This is a genomic window from Amycolatopsis sp. CA-211722 (genome assembly GCF_056828465.1).
In genome coordinates this window covers 4,704,648-4,725,773 of the sequence record NZ_CP184752.1, presented here as the reverse complement: position 1 = coordinate 4,725,773, position 21,126 = coordinate 4,704,648, and the positions used below count along the sequence as shown (strand labels likewise).

General features: G+C 69.1%; 18 protein-coding genes. 5 read left to right on the top strand and 13 right to left on the bottom strand.

Annotation, left to right across the window (positions count from 1 at the left end; all coding sequences use genetic code 11):
- Nucleotides 1–66: 66 nt before the first annotated feature.
- The 4 genes from ACOCEP_RS22840 to ACOCEP_RS22825 are packed head-to-tail and all read right to left on the bottom strand — an operon-like array spanning nucleotide 67 to nucleotide 3,898.
- Complete coding sequence (locus ACOCEP_RS22840) at nucleotides 67–819, bottom strand: succinate dehydrogenase/fumarate reductase iron-sulfur subunit (RefSeq protein ID WP_005164720.1); 753 nt, start codon at nucleotides 817–819, stop codon at nucleotides 67–69.
- On the bottom strand, nucleotides 816–2,732 hold the full coding sequence (locus tag ACOCEP_RS22835) for a fumarate reductase/succinate dehydrogenase flavoprotein subunit (RefSeq protein ID WP_482331028.1): 1,917 nt from the start codon (nucleotides 2,730–2,732) through the stop codon (nucleotides 816–818). The genes ACOCEP_RS22840 and ACOCEP_RS22835 overlap by 4 nt, the downstream gene beginning before the upstream one ends.
- A 51-nt stretch (nucleotides 2,733–2,783) precedes the next feature.
- Nucleotides 2,784–3,614, bottom strand: coding sequence for a hypothetical protein (locus ACOCEP_RS22830; RefSeq protein ID WP_482331027.1), 831 nt, complete (start codon nucleotides 3,612–3,614; stop codon nucleotides 2,784–2,786).
- Nucleotides 3,611–3,898: a hypothetical protein gene (locus ACOCEP_RS22825; RefSeq protein ID WP_016332714.1), complete on the bottom strand. Its 288-nt coding sequence runs from the start codon at nucleotides 3,896–3,898 to the stop codon at nucleotides 3,611–3,613. Before ACOCEP_RS22825 ends, ACOCEP_RS22830 begins: the two co-directional genes overlap by 4 nt.
- Before the next feature lie 264 nt (nucleotides 3,899–4,162).
- Between ACOCEP_RS22825 and edd the strand changes: the two genes are divergently transcribed.
- Together edd and eda are read left to right on the top strand one after the other, a co-directional pair.
- A complete protein-coding gene (gene edd / locus ACOCEP_RS22820) occupies nucleotides 4,163–6,052 on the top strand; it encodes a phosphogluconate dehydratase (RefSeq protein ID WP_482331025.1) in 1,890 nt (629 codons plus the stop codon).
- On the top strand, nucleotides 6,049–6,669 hold the full coding sequence (gene eda / locus ACOCEP_RS22815; RefSeq protein ID WP_482331024.1) for a bifunctional 4-hydroxy-2-oxoglutarate aldolase/2-dehydro-3-deoxy-phosphogluconate aldolase: 621 nt from the start codon (nucleotides 6,049–6,051) through the stop codon (nucleotides 6,667–6,669). The genes edd and eda overlap by 4 nt, the downstream gene beginning before the upstream one ends.
- 43 nt (nucleotides 6,670–6,712) lie before the next feature.
- Here eda and ACOCEP_RS22810 read toward each other — a convergent pair whose 3' ends face one another.
- From ACOCEP_RS22810 to ACOCEP_RS22795, 4 genes are all read right to left on the bottom strand, one after another.
- Nucleotides 6,713–7,150: a GNAT family N-acetyltransferase gene (locus ACOCEP_RS22810; RefSeq protein ID WP_482331023.1), complete on the bottom strand. Its 438-nt coding sequence runs from the start codon at nucleotides 7,148–7,150 to the stop codon at nucleotides 6,713–6,715.
- Between the two features lie 89 nt (nucleotides 7,151–7,239).
- Nucleotides 7,240–7,680 carry an iron chaperone gene (locus ACOCEP_RS22805; protein WP_360969880.1) on the bottom strand — a complete coding sequence of 147 codons (441 nt, stop codon included), beginning with the start codon at nucleotides 7,678–7,680 and terminating at the stop codon, nucleotides 7,240–7,242.
- A 50-nt stretch (nucleotides 7,681–7,730) separates the two neighbouring features.
- The gene (locus tag ACOCEP_RS22800; protein ID WP_482331022.1) at nucleotides 7,731–8,354 is read right to left on the bottom strand and encodes a glyoxalase; all 624 of its coding nucleotides are present in this window, start codon (nucleotides 8,352–8,354) and stop codon (nucleotides 7,731–7,733) included.
- A gap of 282 nt (nucleotides 8,355–8,636) precedes the next feature.
- Nucleotides 8,637–9,188 carry a hypothetical protein gene (locus tag ACOCEP_RS22795; RefSeq protein ID WP_482331021.1) on the bottom strand — a complete coding sequence of 184 codons (552 nt, stop codon included), beginning with the start codon at nucleotides 9,186–9,188 and terminating at the stop codon, nucleotides 8,637–8,639.
- A 114-nt stretch (nucleotides 9,189–9,302) separates the two neighbouring features.
- Here ACOCEP_RS22795 and ACOCEP_RS22790 point away from each other — a divergent pair, with 114 nt between their 5' ends.
- On the top strand, nucleotides 9,303–9,977 hold the full coding sequence (locus ACOCEP_RS22790) for a TetR/AcrR family transcriptional regulator (protein ID WP_350585182.1): 675 nt from the start codon (nucleotides 9,303–9,305) through the stop codon (nucleotides 9,975–9,977).
- Nucleotides 9,978–10,575: 598 nt separating this feature from the next.
- Here ACOCEP_RS22790 and ACOCEP_RS22785 read toward each other — a convergent pair.
- The 4 genes from ACOCEP_RS22785 to ACOCEP_RS22770 form a co-directional block, all read right to left on the bottom strand.
- Nucleotides 10,576–11,103, bottom strand: coding sequence for a regulatory protein RecX (locus ACOCEP_RS22785; RefSeq protein WP_350585188.1), 528 nt, complete (start codon nucleotides 11,101–11,103; stop codon nucleotides 10,576–10,578).
- A gap of 79 nt (nucleotides 11,104–11,182) precedes the next feature.
- A complete protein-coding gene (gene recA, locus ACOCEP_RS22780; protein WP_016332707.1) occupies nucleotides 11,183–12,223 on the bottom strand; it encodes a recombinase RecA in 1,041 nt (346 codons plus the stop codon).
- A 206-nt stretch (nucleotides 12,224–12,429) separates the two neighbouring features.
- The gene (locus tag ACOCEP_RS22775) at nucleotides 12,430–12,624 is read right to left on the bottom strand and encodes a DUF3046 domain-containing protein (protein WP_038516362.1); all 195 of its coding nucleotides are present in this window, start codon (nucleotides 12,622–12,624) and stop codon (nucleotides 12,430–12,432) included.
- 97 nt (nucleotides 12,625–12,721) lie between these two features.
- Nucleotides 12,722–14,632, bottom strand: coding sequence for an Hsp70 family protein (locus ACOCEP_RS22770; RefSeq protein WP_482331019.1), 1,911 nt, complete (start codon nucleotides 14,630–14,632; stop codon nucleotides 12,722–12,724).
- Between the two features lie 172 nt (nucleotides 14,633–14,804).
- Here ACOCEP_RS22770 and ACOCEP_RS22765 point away from each other — a divergent pair, with 172 nt between their 5' ends.
- The gene (locus tag ACOCEP_RS22765; RefSeq protein WP_482339795.1) at nucleotides 14,805–19,427 is read left to right on the top strand and encodes an ATP-dependent helicase; all 4,623 of its coding nucleotides are present in this window, start codon (nucleotides 14,805–14,807) and stop codon (nucleotides 19,425–19,427) included.
- A 37-nt stretch (nucleotides 19,428–19,464) separates the two neighbouring features.
- Complete coding sequence (def, locus tag ACOCEP_RS22760) at nucleotides 19,465–19,965, top strand: peptide deformylase (RefSeq protein ID WP_482331018.1); 501 nt, start codon at nucleotides 19,465–19,467, stop codon at nucleotides 19,963–19,965.
- A 64-nt stretch (nucleotides 19,966–20,029) separates the two neighbouring features.
- On the opposite strand, the gene ACOCEP_RS22755 is transcribed toward def, so the two are convergent.
- Nucleotides 20,030–21,115, bottom strand: a complete 1,086-nt coding sequence (locus tag ACOCEP_RS22755) for a GNAT family N-acetyltransferase (RefSeq protein WP_482331017.1) — start codon at nucleotides 21,113–21,115, stop codon at nucleotides 20,030–20,032.
- Nucleotides 21,116–21,126 lie beyond the last annotated feature (11 nt).

Below are 21,126 nucleotides of genomic sequence, written 5' to 3'. Positions count from 1 at the left end.
CAACCGATTAAAGGCTCGTGAGTGGTAAGGACGGTTAGAACCGTCCTTACCACTCACGAGAGGCGACTACTTGTCCCGCCGGAAAAGCTTGTTGCCCAGCCACACGATGGGGTCGTACTTCCGGTCCGCGACGCGTTCCTTCATCGGGATCAGCGCGTTGTCGGTGATGTGGATGCCCTCCGGGCACACGTCCGAGCAGCACTTGGTGATGTTGCAGTACCCGAGCCCGTGCTCCTCCTGCGCCTCGTCACGCCGGTCGGCGACGTCGAGGGGGTGCATTTCGAGTTCGGCGATCCGCATCAGGTACCGGGGCCCGGCGAAGGCTTCCTTGTTCTCCTCGTGGTCGCGCACCACGTGGCAGGTGTTCTGGCACAGGAAGCACTCGATGCACTTGCGGAACTCCTGCGAGCGCTCGACGTCCACCTGCTGCATCCGGTACTCCCCCGGCTTCAGCTCCGGGGGCGGGGTGAACGACGGGATCTCGCGGGCCTTGGTGTAGTTGAACGACACGTCGGTCACCAGGTCGCGGATCACCGGGAACGTCCGCATCGGCGTCACGGTGATGACCTCGTCCTCGGTGAAGGTCGACATCCGCGTCATGCACAGCAACCGCGGCTTGCCGTTGATCTCCGCCGAGCACGAACCGCATTTGCCCGCCTTGCAGTTCCACCGCACCGCCAGATCCGAGGCCTGCGTGGCCTGCAACCGGTGGATGATGTCGAGGACGACCTCGCCTTCGTTGACCTCGACGCTGTAGTCCTGCAGCTCACCGGAATCGGCGTCGCCGCGCCAGACCCGGAAACTCGCCTTGTAGCTCATGCCGGACTCCCGGGGTGCGAAGCCAGTTCTTCGTCGGTGTAGTACTTCCCCAGCTCGGACAGTTCGAACAGCTCCAGCAGATCCTGCCGCAGCGGGGTCTGCGCCTTGACCTCGATGCCGATCTCCGGCACCACCGGGTTGTCGCCCGGCGTGGCCGAGCAGACCAGGAGTTTGTTGCGCCACTGGGAGTCCATACCCGGGTGATCGTCGCGGGTGTGCCCGCCCCGGCTCTCGGTCCGCATCAGCGCGGCCCGTGCCACACATTCACTGACCATCAGCATGTTCCGCAGATCGACGGCGAGATGCCAGCCGGGGTTGAACTGCCGGTGCCCTTCGACGGTGACCCGCTTGATCCGCTCGCGCAGTTCCCCGAGCTTCTCCAGTGCCCGCTCGATCTCCTCCGCCTTGCGGATGATGCCGACCAGGTCGTTCATCGACTGCTGCAGTTCGGTGTGCAGGCTGTACGGGTTCTCCTCGACGCCGTCACCCGGCGGGTCGAACGGCGCGAGCGCCATCGCCGCGGCGGCGTCCACATCGGACTGACTGACCTTCGGGCGATCCTTCAGGTCCGCGACATAGGACGCGGCGCCGAGGCCCGCGCGGCGGCCGAAGACCAGGAGATCCGACAGCGAGTTGCCGCCGAGCCGGTTCGAGCCGTGCATCCCGCCCGAGCACTCACCGGCGGCGAACAGCCCCGGCACGCTCGACGACGCGGTGTCCGGGTCGACCTCGATCCCGCCCATCACGTAGTGACAGGTGGGGCCGACCTCCATCGGTTCCTTCGTGATATCGACGTCGGCGAGTTCCTTGAACTGGTGGTACATCGACGGCAGCCGTTTGCGGATCTCCTCCGCGGGCAGCCTGCTGGCGATATCGAGGAAGACCCCGCCGTGCGGCGATCCCCGGCCCGCCTTGACCTCCGAGTTGATCGCGCGCGCCACCTCGTCACGCGGCAGCAGATCCGGCGTGCGGCGGTTCTTCTCCTGGTCGGTGTACCAGCGGTCGGCTTCCTCTTCGCTGTCCGCGTACTGCCCCTTGAACACGTCGGGGACGTACTCGAACATGAACCGCTTGTCCTCGGTGTTCTTGAGGACCCCGCCGTCACCTCGGACGCCTTCGGTGACCAGGATTCCCTTCACACTCGGCGGCCAGACCATGCCGGTCGGGTGGAACTGGACGAACTCCATGTTGATGAGCGTCGCCCCGGCCCGCAGCGCCAGCGCGTGCCCGTCACCGGTGTACTCCCATGAGTTCGAGGTGACCTTGAACGACTTCCCGATGCCGCCGGTCGCCAGCACCACCGCCGGCGCCTCGAACAGGATGAACCGGCCGCTCTCGCGCCAATACCCGAAGGCGCCGGAGATCCGGCCGTCCTCAGTCAGCAGTTCGGTGATCGTGCACTCGGCGAAGACCTTGATCCTCGCCTCGTAGTCACCGGTCTCCTTGAAGTCCTCTTGTTGCAGCGAAACGATTTTCTGCTGCATCGTGCGGATCAGTTCGAGCCCGGTGCGGTCGCCGACGTGCGCCAGGCGCGGGTACGTGTGCCCGCCGAAGTTGCGCTGGCTGATCCGGCCGTCGGCGGTGCGGTCGAACAGGGCGCCGTAGGTCTCCAGTTCCCAGACCCGGTCCGGCGCCTCCCTGGCGTGGAGTTCGGCCATCCGCCAGTTGTTGAGGAACTTCCCGCCACGCATGGTGTCGCGGAAGTGCACCTGCCAGTTGTCGTTCGAGTTCGCGTTGCCCATCGACGCCGCGCAGCCGCCTTCGGCCATCACGGTATGCGCCTTGCCGAAGAGCGATTTGCACACCACCGCGACGCTGAAGCCGCGTTCACGGGCTTCGATGACCGCGCGGAGACCGGCACCGCCGGCACCGATCACCACCACGTCGTAGTTGAGCCGTTCGACCTCGGTCATGAAAAGAGCCACCTCGAAGCTTGTCGCCGGGGACGGGAGATTCCCGCGCCGCTAGTTGATGAACCGCAGATCCGAAATCGCGCCGCTCGCCACGAGCATCACGTAGAGGTCGGTCAGCACGAGCGTGCCGAGCGTCGTCCACGCCAGCGCCATGTGGCGGGTGTTGAGTTTCGTCACCTGGGTCCAGATCCAGTAGCGGACCGGATGTTTGGAGAAGTGCCTGAGCCTGCCGCCGGTCACGTGACGGCACGAGTGGCACGACAACGTGTACGCCCACAACAGGATCACGTTGCCGAGCAACACGATGTTGCCGAGCCCGAAACCGAATCCGCCGGTCTTGCCGTGGAAGGCGGTGATCGCGTCGTAGGTGTTGACCAGCGAGACGACCACGGCCACGTAGAAGAAGTAGCGGTGGGCGTTCTGGATGATCAGCGGCAGCCGGGTCTCCCCGGTGTACTTCGCGTGCGGTTCGGCGACCGCGCAGGCGGGCGGCGAGAACCAGACGGCCCGGTAGTAGGCCTTGCGGTAGTAGTAGCAGGTCAGCCGGAAGCCCAGCAGGAACGGCAGGACCAGGAAACCGAGCGGGATGAACCCCGGCAGTTCCCCGAACCAGGCGCCGAAATGCCGGGAGCCCTCGACGCAGGATTCCGAGACACAGGGCGAATAGAACGGCGTCAGGTAGTGGTACTCGGGCACCCAGTACGCGGTGCGCACGAAGGACCTGATCGTCGCGTAGATGATGAAGGTGGAAAGGCCGAGGACGGTCAGCAGCGGGGACAGCCACCATCGGTCGGTGCGCAGCGTTCTTTCGGCGATCCGGGCCCGCGACGGCGCGCGGACCCCCGTACCCCGTCCGGCCTCATTGCCGGCGGGGGCGCTCACCGCTGGTCGCGCTTGTAGCCGCCGACGCCTTCGTCATCGGCGCCTTGCCACAGCGCCGGGTCGTAGGGCGTATCCGGAACTTGGACCCGGTCGGCGGCCTTCGCCTGCGCGGGCACCGCGTTCGGGGTCGTGTCGAGGTCCGTCGCGTCGATGTCGAGCCGCTCGACGTCGTTCGCCAGGCGCCGTACCGCCGAGGCGTCGCCGTATCGGGACCGCAGCGCGCCGACGCACTGCCTCAGCTGACCGATGGCTCGCCGAAGCTCGGCGATCTCTGTGGTGGACATCGGTACCTCCCGATGGTCGGTTCGGTTGGCCGCTTGAGCCTTCGAAGGCCGGCGATTCCTCGCCGTCTCGACTCTGCCGCGCGTTGTGCAATGTGACAAGTAGCACAGTGGAACCTAGTGACGTGACGGAGGTCACGCGAGTCGATCTTCTGTATCGATTTTGATTCGGGCTTTCCCCTGGGCTACTGTGGCCACTGTCACGACCCAGCGACGTCAGCGTTGCCGTCCCGCGGACCACCACGACCAGTGATCCGGAGCCGGACAATGAGCACCGCCCCGAACGTCCACCCCATCATCGCCGAAGTCACCGAGCGCATCGCCGCCCGCAGCGCCGAAACCCGCGCCGCGTACCTCGAGCGCGTCGCCGCCGCCCACGAGGAAGGGCCGGTGCGGCGCGGCCTCGACTGCAGCAACCTCGCCCACGGTTTCGCCGCGATGGAAGGTGTCGACAAAGCGGCACTGCGCGCCGCGCGGGCGCCGGGCGTCGCGATCGTCTCGTCCTACAACGACATGCTCTCGGCGCACCAGCCGATGCAGGAGTACCCGGCGATGCTGAAAAGCTCGGTCCGCCAGGCGGGCGGCGTCGCCCAGTTCGCCGGTGGCGTGCCCGCGATGTGCGACGGCGTCACCCAGGGCCGCCCGGGGATGGAACTGTCGCTGTTCAGCCGCGAGGTGATCGCGATGTCGACCGCGATCGCCCTGTCCCACGACATGTTCGACGCGGCGCTGCTGCTCGGCGTCTGCGACAAGATCGTGCCCGGTCTGCTGATCGGGGCGCTGTCCTTCGGGCATCTCCCGTCGATCCTGGTGCCCGCCGGGCCGATGAACTCGGGCCTGCCGAACAAGGAGAAGGCGCGCGTGCGCCAGCTCTACGCCGAGGGCAAGGCGACGCGCGAAGACCTGCTGGACGCCGAAGCGGCTTCGTACCACTCGGCGGGCACGTGCACCTTCTACGGCACCGCCAACTCGAACCAGATGGTCGTCGAGGTGATGGGCCTGCACCTGCCGGGCGCCAGCTTCGTGCAGCCGAACTCGCCGCTGCGGAAGGCGCTCACCGAAGAGGCCGGACGCCGCGTCGTGAAGCTGTCGCGGGGCGAGGAGTACACGCCGATCTCGCGCGTGATCGACGAGAAGGCCGTCGTCAACGGTGTCATCGCGCTGCTCGCCACGGGCGGCTCGACCAACCACACGATGCACCTCGTCGCGATCGCCGCCGCCGCGGGCATCCAGCTGACCTGGGATGACTTCTCCGACCTGTCGTCGGTGATCCCGCTACTGGCCCGCGTGTACCCGAACGGCAGCGCGGACATCAACCACTTCCACGCTGCCGGGGGCATCCAGTTCCTGGTCGGCACGCTGCTCGACGCGGGTCTGCTGCACGAGGACGTCCAGACCGTCGCCGGACCAGGGCTGCACCGCTACCGGCAGGAGCCGATCCTTTCCGAGGGCGAACTGGTCTGGCGCGACGTCCCGACGCGCAGCCTCGACGAGGACGTGCTGCGTCCCGTGTGGCGGCCGTTCGCCGCCGACGGCGGGCTGCGGATGGTCGCGGGCAACCTCGGCCGCGCGGTGATCAAGGTGTCGGCGGTGGCGCCGGAACACCGGATCGTGCAGGCGCCGGCGCGGGTGTTCACCGACCAGAAGTCCTTCAAGGACGCCTTCGAGGCAGGCGAACTGGACCGCGACGTCGTCGTGGTCATCCGGCAGCAGGGTCCCCAGGCCAACGGGATGCCGGAGCTGCACGGGCTCACTCCGGCGCTCGGGGTGCTGATGGACCGCGGGCACCAGGTGGCGTTGCTCACCGACGGCCGGATGTCGGGCGCTTCCGGCAAGATCCCGGCGGCGATCCAGGTGACGCCGGAAGCCGCTGCGGGAGGCCCGATCGCGCGGATCGCCGACGGCGACGTCGTCCGCCTCGACGCCAAGGCCGGGACGCTCGACGTCCTCGTGGGTGACGAAGAACTCGCCCGCCGCGAACTGGTGGACTCCCCGCCTTCGGAGGCATCCTGGACCGGCACCGGCCGGGAGCTGTTCGCGGCGCTGCGCCGCGCGGTCGGCCCCGCCGATCAGGGCGCGAGCGTGTTCGGACCGCTCACGCCGGAACACTTCGGCGCTCCGGCGCACACGTTGACCCCTGTGGAGGTAACCCAGTGACCACCGGCGCCGACCTGCTCGGCCTGTCCCCCGTGATGCCCGTCGTCGTGCTCGACGACGCCGCCGACGCCGTGCCCACCGCGCGGGCCCTGCTCGCGGGCGGGATCGGCGTGATCGAGCTGACCCTGCGCACCCCGGCGGCACTCGCCTCGATCGAGCGGATCGCCGCGGAGGTCCCGGAGATCGTCATCGGCGCCGGGACGGTCACCGCGCCCGAGCACGCCAAGCAGGCCGCCGACGCCGGCGCGAAGTTCCTGGTGACCCCGGGCTGCACCGACGCCGTGCTGGACGCCGCGTTCGACACCGGCCTGCCGTTCCTGCCGGGCGCGAGCACGGTTTCGGAGGCGATGCAGCTCGCCGAACGCGGGCTGACCGCGCTGAAGTTCTTCCCCGCCGAGGCCAGCGGCGGCGTGGCGTACCTGAAGTCGATCGGCGGGCCGCTGCCCGGGCTGAAGTTCTGCCCGACCGGCGGGATCACCGTGAAGACCGCGCCGGACTATCTCGCACTGTCCACTGTGGGCTGCATCGGTGGTTCGTGGCTGACGCCCAAGGATGCCTTGGCGGCCAAGGACTTCGGGAAGATCGAAGCCTTCGCGGCGGAGGCTTCGAAGCTCTGATCTCGGTGAGGGCCACTGGCGTGTCGAGTGGCCCTCACTGGTTTCACAGTGGCAACTGGTACTGGATGAAGCCCCGGTTGACCGCGACCTGGTCGTACAGGCGGCGCGCCGTCGCGTTGGATTCCTTGGTGTGCCAGTAAACCCTGCCGCAGCCGCGGGCGCGTGCCCAGTCCGCGACGGCCTCGATCAGCGACCGCGCGACCCCCTTGCCCCGGGCTTCCGGCGCGGTGAACAGATCTTGCAGGTAACAGACGTCGGTGAGTGCTGAAGTACTGGGATGCAGCAGGAAATGCGTGATCCCGACGAGCTCGCCGCCCACGTGCGCACCGAGCGCGTGCATCCGCTCCCCTGTTCGGAATTCACGCCAGGCTCGGTCGTAGACCTCTTGCGGCGCGACACGTTCGTAGAAGGCGATGTATGCGCGAAACAGGTGTTCCCAGGCTTCGCGGTCTTCGGGCTTCAACGGCTCGATGGTGATCATGTTCGTCCTCCCAGTGATCACCCGAGCCTAGGGTTTCCCCGCCGCCCCGCGTGTGGCCACTCACGCGGTAAAGCGGGTTACCACTCCGGTCAGCTGACCGCTTGCTTCACCAGAGCGGCGACGCGCTTCTTCACCGCAGGGGTGGCGCCGGTCAGCGCGAAGGCGGTCGCCCACATCGCACCGTCGTCCAGCTGAGCGGCCTCGTTGAAGCCGAGCGTCGCGTACCGCGTCTTGAACTTGGCCGCCGCCTGGAAGAAACAGACGATCTTGCCGTCCAGCGCGTAGGCGGGCTGTCCATACCAGAGCTTCGGCGCGAGCATCGGCGCGTTGGTCTTCACGACGTCGTGGACCAGCTCGGCCAGCGCGCGGTCCTCATCGGACATCTCGGCGATCTTCGCGACCACGTCCTGCTCGGCCGCCGCCGCTTTGTCGGCGGCCGAGCCACGACGCGCGGCCTTCTTCATGTCCTGGGCGTGTTCCTTCATCGCGGCCTTCTCTTCGGCCGTGAATCCTTCGTAGGTGGTGCTCATGACGGTTTCTCCTTGGTAGGCGGCGAGCGGGGGCATCCGGAAGTGGCACATCAGGACTGGGCGGCGAGAGCCGAGGTCTCCCAGACGAACCCGTCGAGGTCGGTGAACGGGGCGGCACCGCAGATCGCGATGCGGTGCGAGCCGGTGCCCTCCGGGGACACGCCGGCGTCCTTGGCCAGCGCCTTGCGCTTGTACAACGCCAGCTTCACGGGGCTCGACCCGGCTTCGAACTCGACGTACACGCGGCCGAAGCTCTTCCCCACGCTGAGGCCGTGCTCGACGTAGAACTTCTTGCTCGTGGCCACGTCGGCGACGCCCAGCAGCAACACGATGGCGTCGAACTCGCGGGCGGCCGGCGCGGTGTTCTTCTTCGCCGAGGTGGCGATCTTCCAGATCGCGCCGTCCGGCGCCTGAACGGTTCCGCCGTAACCCCACATCGACTTCGCGGCGGGCTTGATCACGGTCGCCCCCGCGGCGACGGCGGCCTCGATGAGCGCGTCGGCGTTGGCGGGCTGGGAAACGGTGAGGGAGAGGGTGTAGCCGCGGAAGCCGGTGGACGGCTCCTGCGACGCCCGGAAGCGCAGCTCCGAGCCGAGCCCGAAGGCGGTGGTGTAGAAGCGTTCGGCGGCCTCGGTGTCGGCCACTTCGAGGGTGATGGCGTCGATGAAGTTCATGCCGGTAACGCTATTTCCGGGCGGGCTTCCGGCGCTTCTCGATTCCTGATCGGTCGCATCGGCGCTGTTCAGAGGCTTGGCGGAGGGTAGAGGTCTGGCTTGCGCGGTAATCTGGGTTGAAGTTCGACTTCTGTACATGATTTGGACTGTTGGGTCGGCGAGCGGCGCAACGCGTTGCCACGGACTCTGCCACCAGGATTCGAGTCAGGGTCAGCAGCGGCGCGATGCCAGCGCCATCGCTGCGTTAGTCAGCCATTCTGCAGACATCGTCACAAGCTGGCATTAACCGAAGTGGACGTTCGCGGAAGGAATCGCCAGCAAGATGATGACCAGCAGTGAGCCCACTGTTGCCAGCACCAGGCGTAGTGCGATCACGTAGCGGTACCAGGCGGGGACGGTGGTCACCGCGGCGTTGACGAACGCTGCGGCTTCCAGGTTTCGCAGTGTCGGGTCACCGGACTTGGCGAAGGCCGATGTGACGAAGCGCGTAACGAACACTTCGCCCGGCATGATGACGCATCCGAGGATGAGAACGATCGGCTGGAAGATCCACGACAGGAGCTGACCGGCCCCGTTTCCGGCGAGGTTGAGTGAGGCCAGCGTCGCGAGGCCCAGGCCGATCGCGACCGCGACCGCGATGCTGGCGCGGCTGGTCCCGAAGTTGATCCCGCGCTCGGCCAGGAGTGTGGCCGGGAAGCCTTGCCGCACTACCTCGGTCTCGGCGGCCCGCTGGGCGCGGGGACCATGGAAAGCCCCGGCGACCGGGATGAGCACGAAGGTCGCTGCCAGCGCGAGCTGCAGTATCGATGCGACAACGACGACGAACGGCGCCATTGGAGTTCCCTTTCGTTGGACTTGCACACTGTTCGAGTTCAACCGTAGGGAGCACTCGAACAGTGTGCAAGTGTGTTCTCGAACACCGTGCAAGTCGTGGCCTATCCTGAGCGGATGCCGCGCGAAACCTTGACCCGGGAACAGATCGTCCGAGCCGCAGTCGAACTGCTGGACAGCAAGGGAGTCGAAGGTCTGAGCATGCGTCAGCTGGGTAGCCGGCTCGGCTCAGCCGCGACCTCGGTCTACTGGCACGTCCAGAGCAAGGAGAATCTCGTCGTGCTCGCCGCCGACACGGCGTGGGGTGAGCTCGAACTGCCTGACCTGGACGAGGTCGACTGGCGGACGGCGGCCACCGCGATGGCCAACGGCATGTACGCGATGATCCTGCGGCACCCTTGGCTGGTGCCTGCCATGAGCACCCACTTTGTTTACGGCCCAGGCAAAGCGCGCCATGACGACCACCTGCTTGCGATCTACGAAGCCGCCGGGTTCACCGGGCGGGATGTGGAACAGGCGATGAAGGTCGTATTCACCTTCGTGCTGGGCACCGCTCTCGGCGCGGCGTCCGAGATCGCGTGGAAAGCACGGCTGGGCCGCGCCGCCGGTGACGAGGACGACCAGGCCAGGGTCGCACGGATGACCGAGATCGCGATGCGGTTCCCGAGGCTGCGCGCCCTCAGCGAGGGATGGACCGACGACGACCCCGCCACCACCTCCGGCCGGGAACTCGAATTCGGCCTCCAGACGATCCTGGATGGCCTGCAGGCCCGACTCCCTGCCCGGCCATAGACATGCCGCCGAGCGTCAGAGAGGTCGCCACCCCGTGCGGCCGCTCCAATTCAGTCTTACGGAGAGGTTTAGCTTGTCGTTAGCCCTAATCCGGTCGCCCCTGCTGGTCGGGGTCGCTGACCGACTCGGCCCGCCGGACCGCTGAGGGTAGCGGCGGCGCCACGAGCAGGCCGCTGGCCAAGCCGGTTCGTGCGTCGTCGCGCGAGCACTCGGTTCTCGGTTTGGAGCTGGTTGTTCTCTAGTTTGTGTACAGAGTGGGACGGTAGTGCTTCGGGAACATTGGTGACGCGGCGCCGCACTCGCGTGATCGAAGCCGGAACTCGCGTGATCAGAGGCGGAACTCCGAGTGCGGCATCCAGGCGGCACTTTCGCGTGACCGAACGGACGGCGCGTGTGATCAGGTGGACGACACACGTGACTGGACGGACGCCACGCGCGTAGCCGGGATCTGCCCCGCGCCGTCCACCTGGACACGCGTGTCGTCCACCTGGACACGCGTGTCGTCCGTCTGGTCACGCGAAACCGCCCGGGAACGCAAAACACCGGCCGCGTGGGCAAGTGTGCCCGCACGGCCGGTGAGCGGCTGTGGTGCGAAAGCTCAGTCGAGGGTGGCGTCGTCCAGCAGTGCCGACTCGGCGCCGAACTCGCGGAGTTCGTCGCGAATCACGGTGTAGGCCAGCCCTTGGGGATAGCCCTTGCGGGCGAGGAAGCCCAGCAGGCGGCGGATCGCCGTCTGCTCGTCGACGTTGCCCAAGGAGCGCATGCGCTTCCGTACCAGCTCTCGGGCGCGCTGCTCCTCTGCCTCTCGGTCCACCTCTTCGGCGGCCTGGACGGCGATATCCCCATCGATTCCTTTGCGTTTGAGTTCGGCTACGAGGGCGTTCCGTGCCAGGCCCATGTTGGCATGGCGGGAACGCACCCACATCTCGGCGAACTCAGCGTCGTTGATGAGCCCTGCCTGGTCCAGCTTACCGAGCAGGGTCTCCGCCGTCTCCTCGTCGAAGCCCTTGCGTTTGAGGGCCTGACGCAGTTCCTCCGTGGAACGCGGGCGCGCGGCCAGGAGATCGAAGCAGATCTCCTTGGCCTTCTTCCTCCGCTCGTCCGGCGGCAGCTCCGCCGGATCCACTTTGGGCGCACGCATTCAGCTCTCACTCCAGTCGAAACGGTCGATCGGCGACTTCACCCCGTTCGCGGGGCTCCGGAACTCAGAAGTCGACCGGCGCGGGGGCGGCTTCGGCGTCGACGGCGGCACCGATGCCGAGCTTCTCCTTGATGCGCTTCTCGATCTCGTTGGCGATGTCCGGGTTGTCCAGCAGGAACTTGCGGGCGTTCTCCTTGCCCTGGCCCAGCTGGTCGCCCTCGTAGGTGTACCAGGCGCCGGACTTGCGCAGGATGCCCTGGTCGACACCCATGTCGATCAACGAACCCTCGCGGGAGACACCCTTTCCGTAGAGGATGTCGAACTCGGCCTGCTTGAAGGGCGGCGCGACCTTGTTCTTCACGACCTTGACGCGGGTGCGGTTGCCGACGGGCTCGCCGCCGTCCTTCAGCGTCTCGATGCGGCGGACGTCCAGACGGACCGACGCGTAGAACTTCAGCGCCTTACCACCGGTCGTGGTCTCCGGGGAGCCGAACATGACGCCGATCTTCTCGCGCAGCTGGTTGATGAAGATCGCGGTGGTGCCGGAGTTGTTCATCGCACCGGTCATCTTCCGCAGCGCCTGGCTCATCAGCCGGGCCTGCAGACCGACGTGGTTGTCGCCCATCTCGCCCTCGATCTCGGCGCGCGGCACGAGCGCGGCGACCGAGTCGATGACCAGGATGTCGAGCGCGCCGGAGCGGATCAGCATGTCCGCGATCTCGAGCGCCTGCTCACCGGTGTCCGGCTGGGAGACCAGCAGCGCGTCGGTGTCGACGCCGAGCTTCTTGGCGTACTCCGGGTCCAGCGCGTGCTCCGCGTCGATGAACGCGGCGATGCCGCCGTTCTTCTGCGCGTTGGCGACCGCGTGGAGCGCCACGGTGGTCTTACCGGAGGACTCCGGGCCGTAGACCTCGATGACCCGGCCGCGGGGCAGGCCACCGATCCCGAGCGCGACGTCGAGTGCGATGGCGCCGGTGGGGATGACCTCGATCGGCGCGCGGCCCTCTTCGCCGAGGCGCATGACCGAGCCCTTGCCGTACTGCTTGTCGATCTGGGCGAGGGCCAGTTCGAGCGCCTTGTCCTTGTCGGGTGCTGCTGGTGCCATGGAGTCCACCTCGTTGGTTGAGCCGGGTAGGGCTTGTTCAGTTCTGAGCTGTCGGGTCCGACGCTACGGGCGACCACCGACAATTCCAGGCCTCGCGCCCAAGCTGTGGATCGCTGACCCCGTTGTGGACAACACCCTAGACGAACGTGTGTTCGAGGCCGTGACCGACACGCCGTCGCGCTAGGGTTCTTGCCCGTTCTTCGAGGTCAGCGCCGCTCGGGCGGGACCTCGAAGGCGTCGCAGACCGCCCGCCAGACGTCCTTGGCCGAGGTTCCCGCGTCGAGGGCCTGTTCGACGGTCCGGCCCCCGAGTTCGCCGAAGACGTGATCCCTGGAGAGGGTTTCCGCACGTCCGGGACCGAATTCGTCGGCCATCAGCCGCCGGAAGACCGTGATACGCATCGAGCGGAGTCTAGCCCCGCCTCGAGCACGAAACGCGTGAAGGCCCCCTTCCCTCGGCTGAGCCGAGGGAAGGGGGCCTTCACGCGCGAACAGGGGCTTATTCGCCCGGCTGGACGCTCTTTTCGAAGTAGTCGGCCAGTTCGCCCGGCGTCGGGTTCTGGCCTTCGGCCGGGACCTGGTAGATGAAGCCGACCAGCGGCCGGTCGGTCACGGTGAACACCAGCACGGCGGCGTTCCGACCGGCGGCGGAGGAGTACTGGCCTTCCAGCGCGTTGCCCGCCCACTTGGCCTCGGTGCGGTCCCCACCGGCCGATTTGAGCAGTCCGTCGGTGTAGGCCTTGAGCTTGTCCGCGGAGTCGCTCTGCAGGTAGGTCACCTGGGTCCCCGCCCGGCCAGGGGCGGAGCAGGTCGACGTCACGCCGAGATCCTCCACAGGTTTCGCCGGCCCGTTGCCCATGCCGGGTTTGCAGTCGCCGGTGTCGGCGATCTTCCCGGCGAGCTGGCGCAGGCATCCGGTGAGGCCCTTGTCGTCGGCCGCGCCGGGCGCCTTGCACTCTTCGGCCGTGTAGGTGGCCACCGAAGAGGACGTCAGGAAGTACGTGAGCCCGGCGGCGAGCAGCACGACGACGGCCACGATGGCGCCGATGACGAGCGGCTTCTTCTTGCTCGCGGGCGCCTTGTCACCGGAGGCCTGGCCGGCCAGCGAGTACGTCGGGAAGTTCGTCGGCGCGGGCTGCTGCACCTGCTGCGGGCCGCTGTTCGGGTAACCCGACTGGGGGAAACCGCCGGACTGGCCGGGGCTGCCGCCCGAATACCCCGGGATCGACGCGACCTGCTGCGGCGGCGCGTACGGGCCCGAAGCACCGGGGCCGACCTGATGCGCGCCGGTCCCCGCGGCGACCTGCCCTTCGACGCCCTGCGTGCGCGAGCTGATGCCGTCGGAGGCGACGTGCTGGGCGCCGAGCGCGACCGCGGTCTCGGGCTGGTCCAGGCTGCCGGGGACGACGCCGAGCTTCTCCGCGATCAGGCTGCCGACCAGCGGGAGACGGCTCGAACCGCCGACGAGGTAGATACCGGCGAGCCGGTCCGGGGTCATCCCGGCCGAGCGGACCACCCGCGACATCAGCTCGACACTGCGCAGCATCGACGGCCGCACCAGCGCTTCGAGTTCCCCTCGGGTGACGAGGACGTCTTCGAACGGCTCCGGCATCGGGACCTCGGTCTGCGGGTGCCGCGAGAGGGCTTCCTTCGCCGCCTTCACGTCCTCCTGCAGCGCGCGCCGCGTACGGCGGTCCGGAGTGGACTCGGGCCGCAGGACCCGCTGCCAGCGCTGGGGATCCTTGTGCGAGACCTCGCGGCCGACGTGCACCAGCAGCGCCTGGTCGACGTCGAGACCGCCGAGGTCGGGAAGGCCGTCTTCGGCGACGACGGTGAACCCGCCGTTCGGGGTCGCGCCGACGATCGCGACGTCGAAGGTGCCGGCCCCGAGGTCGTACACCGCGAGCGCCTGACCGGGCGCGAGCGTCTTGCCGGGGAACGACGCGAAGTGCGCGGCCGCGGCGACCGGCTCGGGGACGAGCACCAGATTTCCGCCCATCCCGGCGAGCCGGGCGGCGGACAGCAGCACGTTGCGGCGGGTCGGGCCCCACTGCGCGGGATGGGTGAGCCGGACCTCGTCGGGCAGGTCCCCGCCGAGCTGGCGGGTCGTCTCGTCGAGGACGCGGCGCAGGATCGCGGCCAGCACCTCACTGACCGGGATGACGTCGGTGCCCAGCAGGAGCGTCTGCTCGTCGATGCGGCGTTTGGGGTTGGGCTCGAAGCGGGTGGGATCGAGACGGGCGCGGCGTTCGGCGTCGCGGCCGACCATGATCGTGCCGTCCTCGGTGGCGAACACCGCGGACGGCATGTTGGCCGAACCGTCGACTTCGACCACCCGCGGCGGCCTCCCGTGCGCCGAAAGGACGGCCACGGTGTTGGACGTCCCGAGGTCCACCGACAGGATCCGCACAGCTCATACCCCTTCACAGACGAACGGCGACCGCCCCAGCACTGATCCGGTCGCGCTGGCGGTGATGCTCCCATGAGCGAGGTCACCGCACGTGCGGAACCCGCCGAACTCGTCCCCGACCGGGTGCCTCGTCACAGCCCTCGGAGCGAAACTGTCGGTGGTCCGGCGCAGTATGGAGGGCGTGGCACACGTACTCGACCTCTTCTCCCCCGCGACCAGGGACTGGTTCACCGGGGCCTTCGCCGCGCCCACCCGCGCGCAGGAGGGGGCTTGGCGCGCCGCGCACGCGAAGGAACACGCGCTGGTCGTGGCCCCGACAGGCTCCGGCAAGACGCTCTCGGCGTTCCTCTGGGCTCTGGACAGGCTCTCGGTCGAGCCGCCGCCGTCCGAGCCGCGGAAACGCTGCCGCGTCCTCTATGTCTCTCCACTGAAGGCGCTGGCGGTCGACGTCCAGCGCAACCTGCGGGCACCGCTGGCGGGTATCTCGCAGGCGTCGCGGCGGCTCGGGCTGCCGGTGCCGGACATCGGCGTCGGCATGCGCACGGGTGACACCACCGCGGCCGAGCGGCGCTCGTTCGGCAAGACCCCGCCGGACGTGCTGGTCACCACGCCGGAGTCGCTGTTCCTCATCCTCACCTCCTCCGCCCGCGATTCGCTGCGCGGCGTGGAGACGGTGATCATCGACGAGGTCCACGCGGTCGCGGGCGGTAAACGCGGCGCGCATCTGGCCCTGTCGCTGGAGCGGCTCGACGCCTTGCTGGAGAAGCCCGCTCAGCGGATCGGGCTGTCGGCGACGGTCCGGCCGATCGACGAGGTGGCCTCGTTCCTGGCGGGCGGCAGGCCGGTCACCATCGTCCAGCCGAAGCTCGCTAAGACGATCGAGGTCCGCGTCGAGGTCCCGGTCGAGGACATGGCCGATCTCGACGGTCCACAAGGGCCGAAGCAGAACGAAGACCTCGACGCCGGCCTCGCGCGGCTGCCCGGGTCGCTGGAGGACATCGACGGCGCGCCGCGGCGGCCGTCGATCTGGCCCGCGGTGGAAGAACGGGTCCTCGAACTGATCCAGGCGCACCGGTCGACGATCGTGTTCGCCAACTCACGGCGGCTCACCGAGCGGATGACGGCCCGGCTCAACGAACTCGTCGCGGAACAGAGCGAGCTGGAGCCGGATCAGCGGTATCCGGCCGAGGCGATCGGCCAGTCCGGGCTCACCACCGGTGCGGCGCCGGTGATCGCGCGGGCGCACCACGGCTCGATGTCGCGCGAGCAGCGCACCCATGTGGAAGAGGAGCTCAAGTCCGGGCGGCTGGCGTGCGTCGTGGCGACGTCCTCTTTGGAGCTGGGCATCGACATGGGCGCCGTCGATCTCGTCGTGCAGATCGAGGCACCGCCGACGGTCGCTTCGGGGCTGCAGCGGGTCGGCCGGGCCGGGCACCAGGTCGGCGCGGTGTCGAGCGGGGTGATGTTCCCGAAGTTCCGTGGCGACCTCGTCTCCTGCGCGGTGGTCGCGGAACGGATGGCGTCCGGGGCGATCGAGGCGGTGCGGTATCCGCGGAACCCGCTGGACGTGCTCGCGCAGCAGGTCGTGGCGATGGTGGCGCTCGAATCGTGGACGGTCGACGAACTCGCCGCGCTGGCCCGCCGGGCGGCGCCGTTCGCGTCCCTCCCGGACGACGCGTTGCTGGCCGTGCTCGACATGCTCGCCGGCCGGTACCCGAGCGAGGAGTTCGGCGAGCTGCGCGCCCGGATCACCTGGGACAGGGTCACCGGCGAGCTGCACGGCCGTCCGGGATCACAGCGGCTGGCGGTGACCTCCGGCGGCACGATCCCCGACCGCGGCCTGTTCACCGTGATGACGCCGGGCGCCGAGGGCAAACCCGGGTCGCGGGTGGGCGAGCTCGACGAGGAGATGGTCTACGAGTCCCGCGTCGGGGACACGATCCTGCTCGGCACCTCCTCCTGGCGGGTCACCGACATCACCCACGACCGGGTGATCGTGGTCCCCGCGCCGGGTGAGCCCGCCCGGATGCCGTTCTGGAAGGGCGACGCCCCCGGCCGCCCGCTGGAACTGGGGCGGGCGCTGGGCGCCTTCGTCCGCGAACTGTCCACTTCGGAGCCGTCGGCGGCCAGGGAACGCGCCGCCGTCGCCGGGCTGGACGAGTACGCCTGCGACAACCTGCTGGCGTATCTGGCAGAGCAGAAGTCGGCCACGCGGCATGTGCCGAACGACAAAACCGTGCTGCTGGAACGGTTCCGCGACGAGCTGGGCGACTGGCGGGTCATCCTGCACTCGCCGTTCGGCGCGCAGGTCAACGCGCCGTGGGCGCTCGCGATCGCCGCGCGGCTGCGGGAGAACCGCGGGGTCGACGCCCAGGTGGCGCATTCCGACGACGGCATCGTGCTGCGGCTGCCCGAGGCGCTCGACATGGACGGCGCCGAGGTCACCATCGGGGTCGAAGACGTGTTGCTCGATCCGGAAGAGGTCGAGCAGCTGATCGTCGCCGAGGTCGGCGGTTCCGCGCTGTTCGCCGCACGGTTCCGGGAATGCGCGGCCCGTTCGCTGCTGCTCCCCCGCCGGGATCCGCGCCGTCGCACCCCGCTGTGGCAGCAGCGGCAGCGCGCGTCCCAGCTGCTTTCGGTCGCGGCCAAGTACGAGCGGTTCCCCGTGGTGCTGGAAGCGATGCGGGAAGTCCTGCAGGACGTGTACGACGTCGGCGGGCTGCGCGAGCTGATGACCGACGTCCGGTCCCGCAAGGTCAAGCTGGTCGAGGTCGAGACACCGTCGGCGTCGCCGTTCGCGCGCAGCCTGCTCTTCGGCTACGTCGGGATGTTCCTGTACGAGACGGACGCCCCGCTCGCGGAGCGGCGCGCGGCGGCGCTGGCGCTGGATTCGACGCTGCTGGCCGAATTGCTCGGCACCGAGGCCATCCGGGAGCTGCTGGACGCCGAGGTCGTCGCCGAAGTCGAGCGCTCCCTGCAACGCCTCGACCCGGACAGGCACGCCCGCAACGCCGAAGACGCCGCGGATCTGTTGCGGTTCCTCGGGGATCTCTCGATCGAGGAGGCCGCCGCGCGCGGCATCCAACGGGAATGGCTGGAGGAACTGGAAGCCGCGCGGCGGGTGATCCGGGTGCGCATCGGCGGTGGAGAACGCTTCATCGCCATCGAGGACGCGGGCCGGGTGCGGGACGCGCTGGGCACCGCGCTGCCGGTCGGCGTGCCGGAGGCGTTCACCGAGCCGGTCGAGGATCCCGTCGGCGACCTGCTGTCGCGCTATTCGCGCAGCCGCGGGCCGTTCAGCGCCCGGCAGGCCGCCGAGCGGTTCGGCCTCGGAACGGCCGTGGTCACCGGCGTCCTGGACAGGCTGACCGCGCAGGGCAGGCTGGTCCGCGGCGAGCTGAGCCCGGTCGGGCATCCGGAGACCCACGGTGTCGGCATCGAGTTCTGCGACGCGTCGGTGCTGCGCAGGCTCCGGCGGGCGTCGCTGGCCCGGCTGCGGGCCGAGGTCGAGCCGGTCGAACCAGCGGCACTGGGCCGGTTCCTGCCCTCCTGGCACGGTATCGGCGCGCGAGTGCGGTCGGCGCCGACGGCGGACGACGTGCTGTCCGTGGTCGAGCAGCTGGCCGGTGCCCCGCTCCCGGCGAGCGCGGTCGAGTCCCTGATCCTGCCGAGCAGGCTGCCCGGCTACACCCCTTCGCTACTGGACGAGCTCACCACCGCGGGCGAGGTCACCTGGTGCGGCTGCGGTTCCCTGTCCGGCGGGGACGGCTGGCTGGCGCTGGCGCCCACGGACGTCGCCGATCTGCTGCTGCCCGATCTCGACGACGATCTGCCCTCGGGTCCGCTCCATCAGGCCATTCTGTCCACTTTGGAGGGTGGCGCGCAGTTCTTCCGCCAGCTGGTGGACCGGGCGTCGCCGTTGGTCGAAACCCCGCCCAACGACGGCGAAGTCGTGGCGACGTTATGGGATCTCGTATGGGCGGGCCTGGTCACTGGGGACACGCTGGGCCCGCTGCGGGCGCAGGTCTCCGGCTCCGGCGCGGCGCACAAGCCGCGGCGGCAGGCTCCTCGCGGCCGGTACGCGCGGCTTCGCGCCGGGCGTCCGGCGATGCCTTCGCGGACCGGTCCGCCGACGGTGGCCGGGCGCTGGGCTTTGACCCCGGGCCGCGAAGCGGACCCGACCAGGCGCGCGCTGGCGCGGACGGAGGCCTTCCTGGAACGGCACGGCGTCCTCACCCGTGGCGCTCTCGACACCGAGCGCGTGACGGGCGGTTTTTCGGGGATTTACAAGGTTTTGCGTGGCATGGAGGATTCGGGACAGGTCGTCCGGGGCTACGTGGTCGAGGGGCTCGGCGCGGCGCAGTTCGCGGCGAAGGGCGCCGTCGACAGGCTGCGCGCGCAATCCGGGAACCAGCGCACGGCCCCGGAAGGCGCGGTCGTGCTCGCCGCCGCCGATCCGGCCCAGCCCTACGGCGCCGCGCTGCCGTGGCCCGCCGCGACGGGCGACACGAAACACCGTCCGGCAAGGAAAGCGGGTGCGCTGGCGGTGCTCGTGGACGGCGTCCCGGCGATGTACGTCGAACGCGGCGGCCGGTCGCTGCTGAGCTTCACCGAGGATCAGGACAGGCTGCGCTCGGCCGCGCGGGCGCTGTCCACGGCCGTGCGGGAAGGCTGGCTGGGGCAGCTCGCGGTGCAGAAGGCCGACGGCGAGGTGGCGCTCACCTCGGAGCTTTCGGCCGTCCTCCAGGAGGCGGGTTTCCGGGCGACTCCCAAGGGTCTGCGCCTGCGGGCCTAGAATCACCGCTCAGGCCTGCGGAAAAGGACGTTCGAACATGGTGATGCGCGACCTGCGCTATTTCGGGGATCCCGTGCTCAAGACCGTATGCGACCCGGTCACGACATTCGACAAGAAGATCGAGTCGCTGGTGACCGATCTGATGGACGGGGTGAAACCGGCCGGGCGGGCAGGTCTCGCGGCGCCGCAGATCGGGGTCGGGCTGCGGGTGTTCAGCTACGACGTCGGCGGGCTGAGCGGGTACGTGATCAACCCCGAGATCGTCGAACTGTCCGAGGAGACACACGAGATCGGCGAGGGCTGTCTCTCGGTGCCGGAGCTGTGGTTCCCGGTCGTCCGCGCGAAGCACGCCGTGGTGCGCGGTGTCGACCTGCGCAACGAGCCGGTCGAGGTCGAGGGGGTCGACGTGCTCGCCCAGTGCCTGCAGCACGAGACCGACCACCTCGACGGCAAGCTGTACCTGGAGCGCCTCACCCCCGACCGCAAGAAGCGCGCGCTGGGCGAAGCCCGCGGCAAAGACTGGTTCTGGAACCGCTGACCCACTCCCGCGTTTCGTCCTCTAAATGCGGTGGTTGGTAACGCGAACTACCGCATTTAGAGGACTAAATGCGGGGGTCGGGGAGCTGGAAGCGAAGGGTGCCGGGGTCGCTGGGGGCGCGTTCGGGGCGGAGCCCCACGCGGGAGGCGGTGCGATAGAGGGAGTCGTCTCCGGGCAGGCAGACGGCGGTGAGTTCGCGCTCCCCCTTGGCCAGGGCGAGGGTGGCGAGCCTGGCCAGCAGAGCCGTGCCGATGCCCTGGCGCTGCCAGGAATCCTCGACCAGGAGCGAGACTTCGGCCGCGCCACCGTCGGCGGACGGGATCAGCTGGCCGAGACCGATCACGTCACGGCCGCAGACCGCGAGCAGGCTGATCCCGCGCGGCGGCATGAGGAGCCGGTGCAGCCAGCGCCGCGGCACGGCACGCATTCCGGTGTGATAGCGGTGGAAGAGCGTCGTCATCGAGCATCTCTGATGCAGCGCGGACACCGCTTCCGCGTCGCCGGGGACCCCCTTGCGCAGGACGATCGCGGCGCCGTCGGCCCGGTCGAGCACGATCGGACCGGTCACGTTGTCGCGGACCGCGGTGGTCAGCCCGATCAGCGCGACGGCACGGCTCAGTTCCAGCTCGACGAACGGCGACCACCGGCGGCGCGCGACGAACGCCGCACCGTCCCCCGCCGGGAACACCGCCCGGTGCCCGCCTTCCGTGCGGGCCGGGTTCGCCTCGATCGAGGGGACCTTGGTGACGACGTCGGCCGCGAGGACGCCGCGGAGCACGTCCGCGAGGCCGCCGGGCTCATCGACGGCCCGCTTGGCCGCGGTGAGTGTCGCGGTGGCGGGATCGACCAGTTCCGCCAGATCCGCGTCGATGACGGCGGAGCATTCGCATCCTTCGTCGCGGATCGCGTCGACGAGCAGCCGGCGCGGCAGACCGGTGGCCGGCCGGAGGACGATCTCGTCGAGCACGCCGCCGGGGACCGGGAGCACCGACAGCCCGAGGATGTTGCATTCGAGGTCGGCGAGCCGGATCGCGATCCTGGCCAGCGTGCCGGGCCGGTCGTCCACGCGGATCCGGACACGCCAGGCCGAAGCGGCGGACGTCTCTTCGCGGGGCTGGACCAGGGTGGGCCGGGCTCGATAGGTCTCCATGACTCCACGGT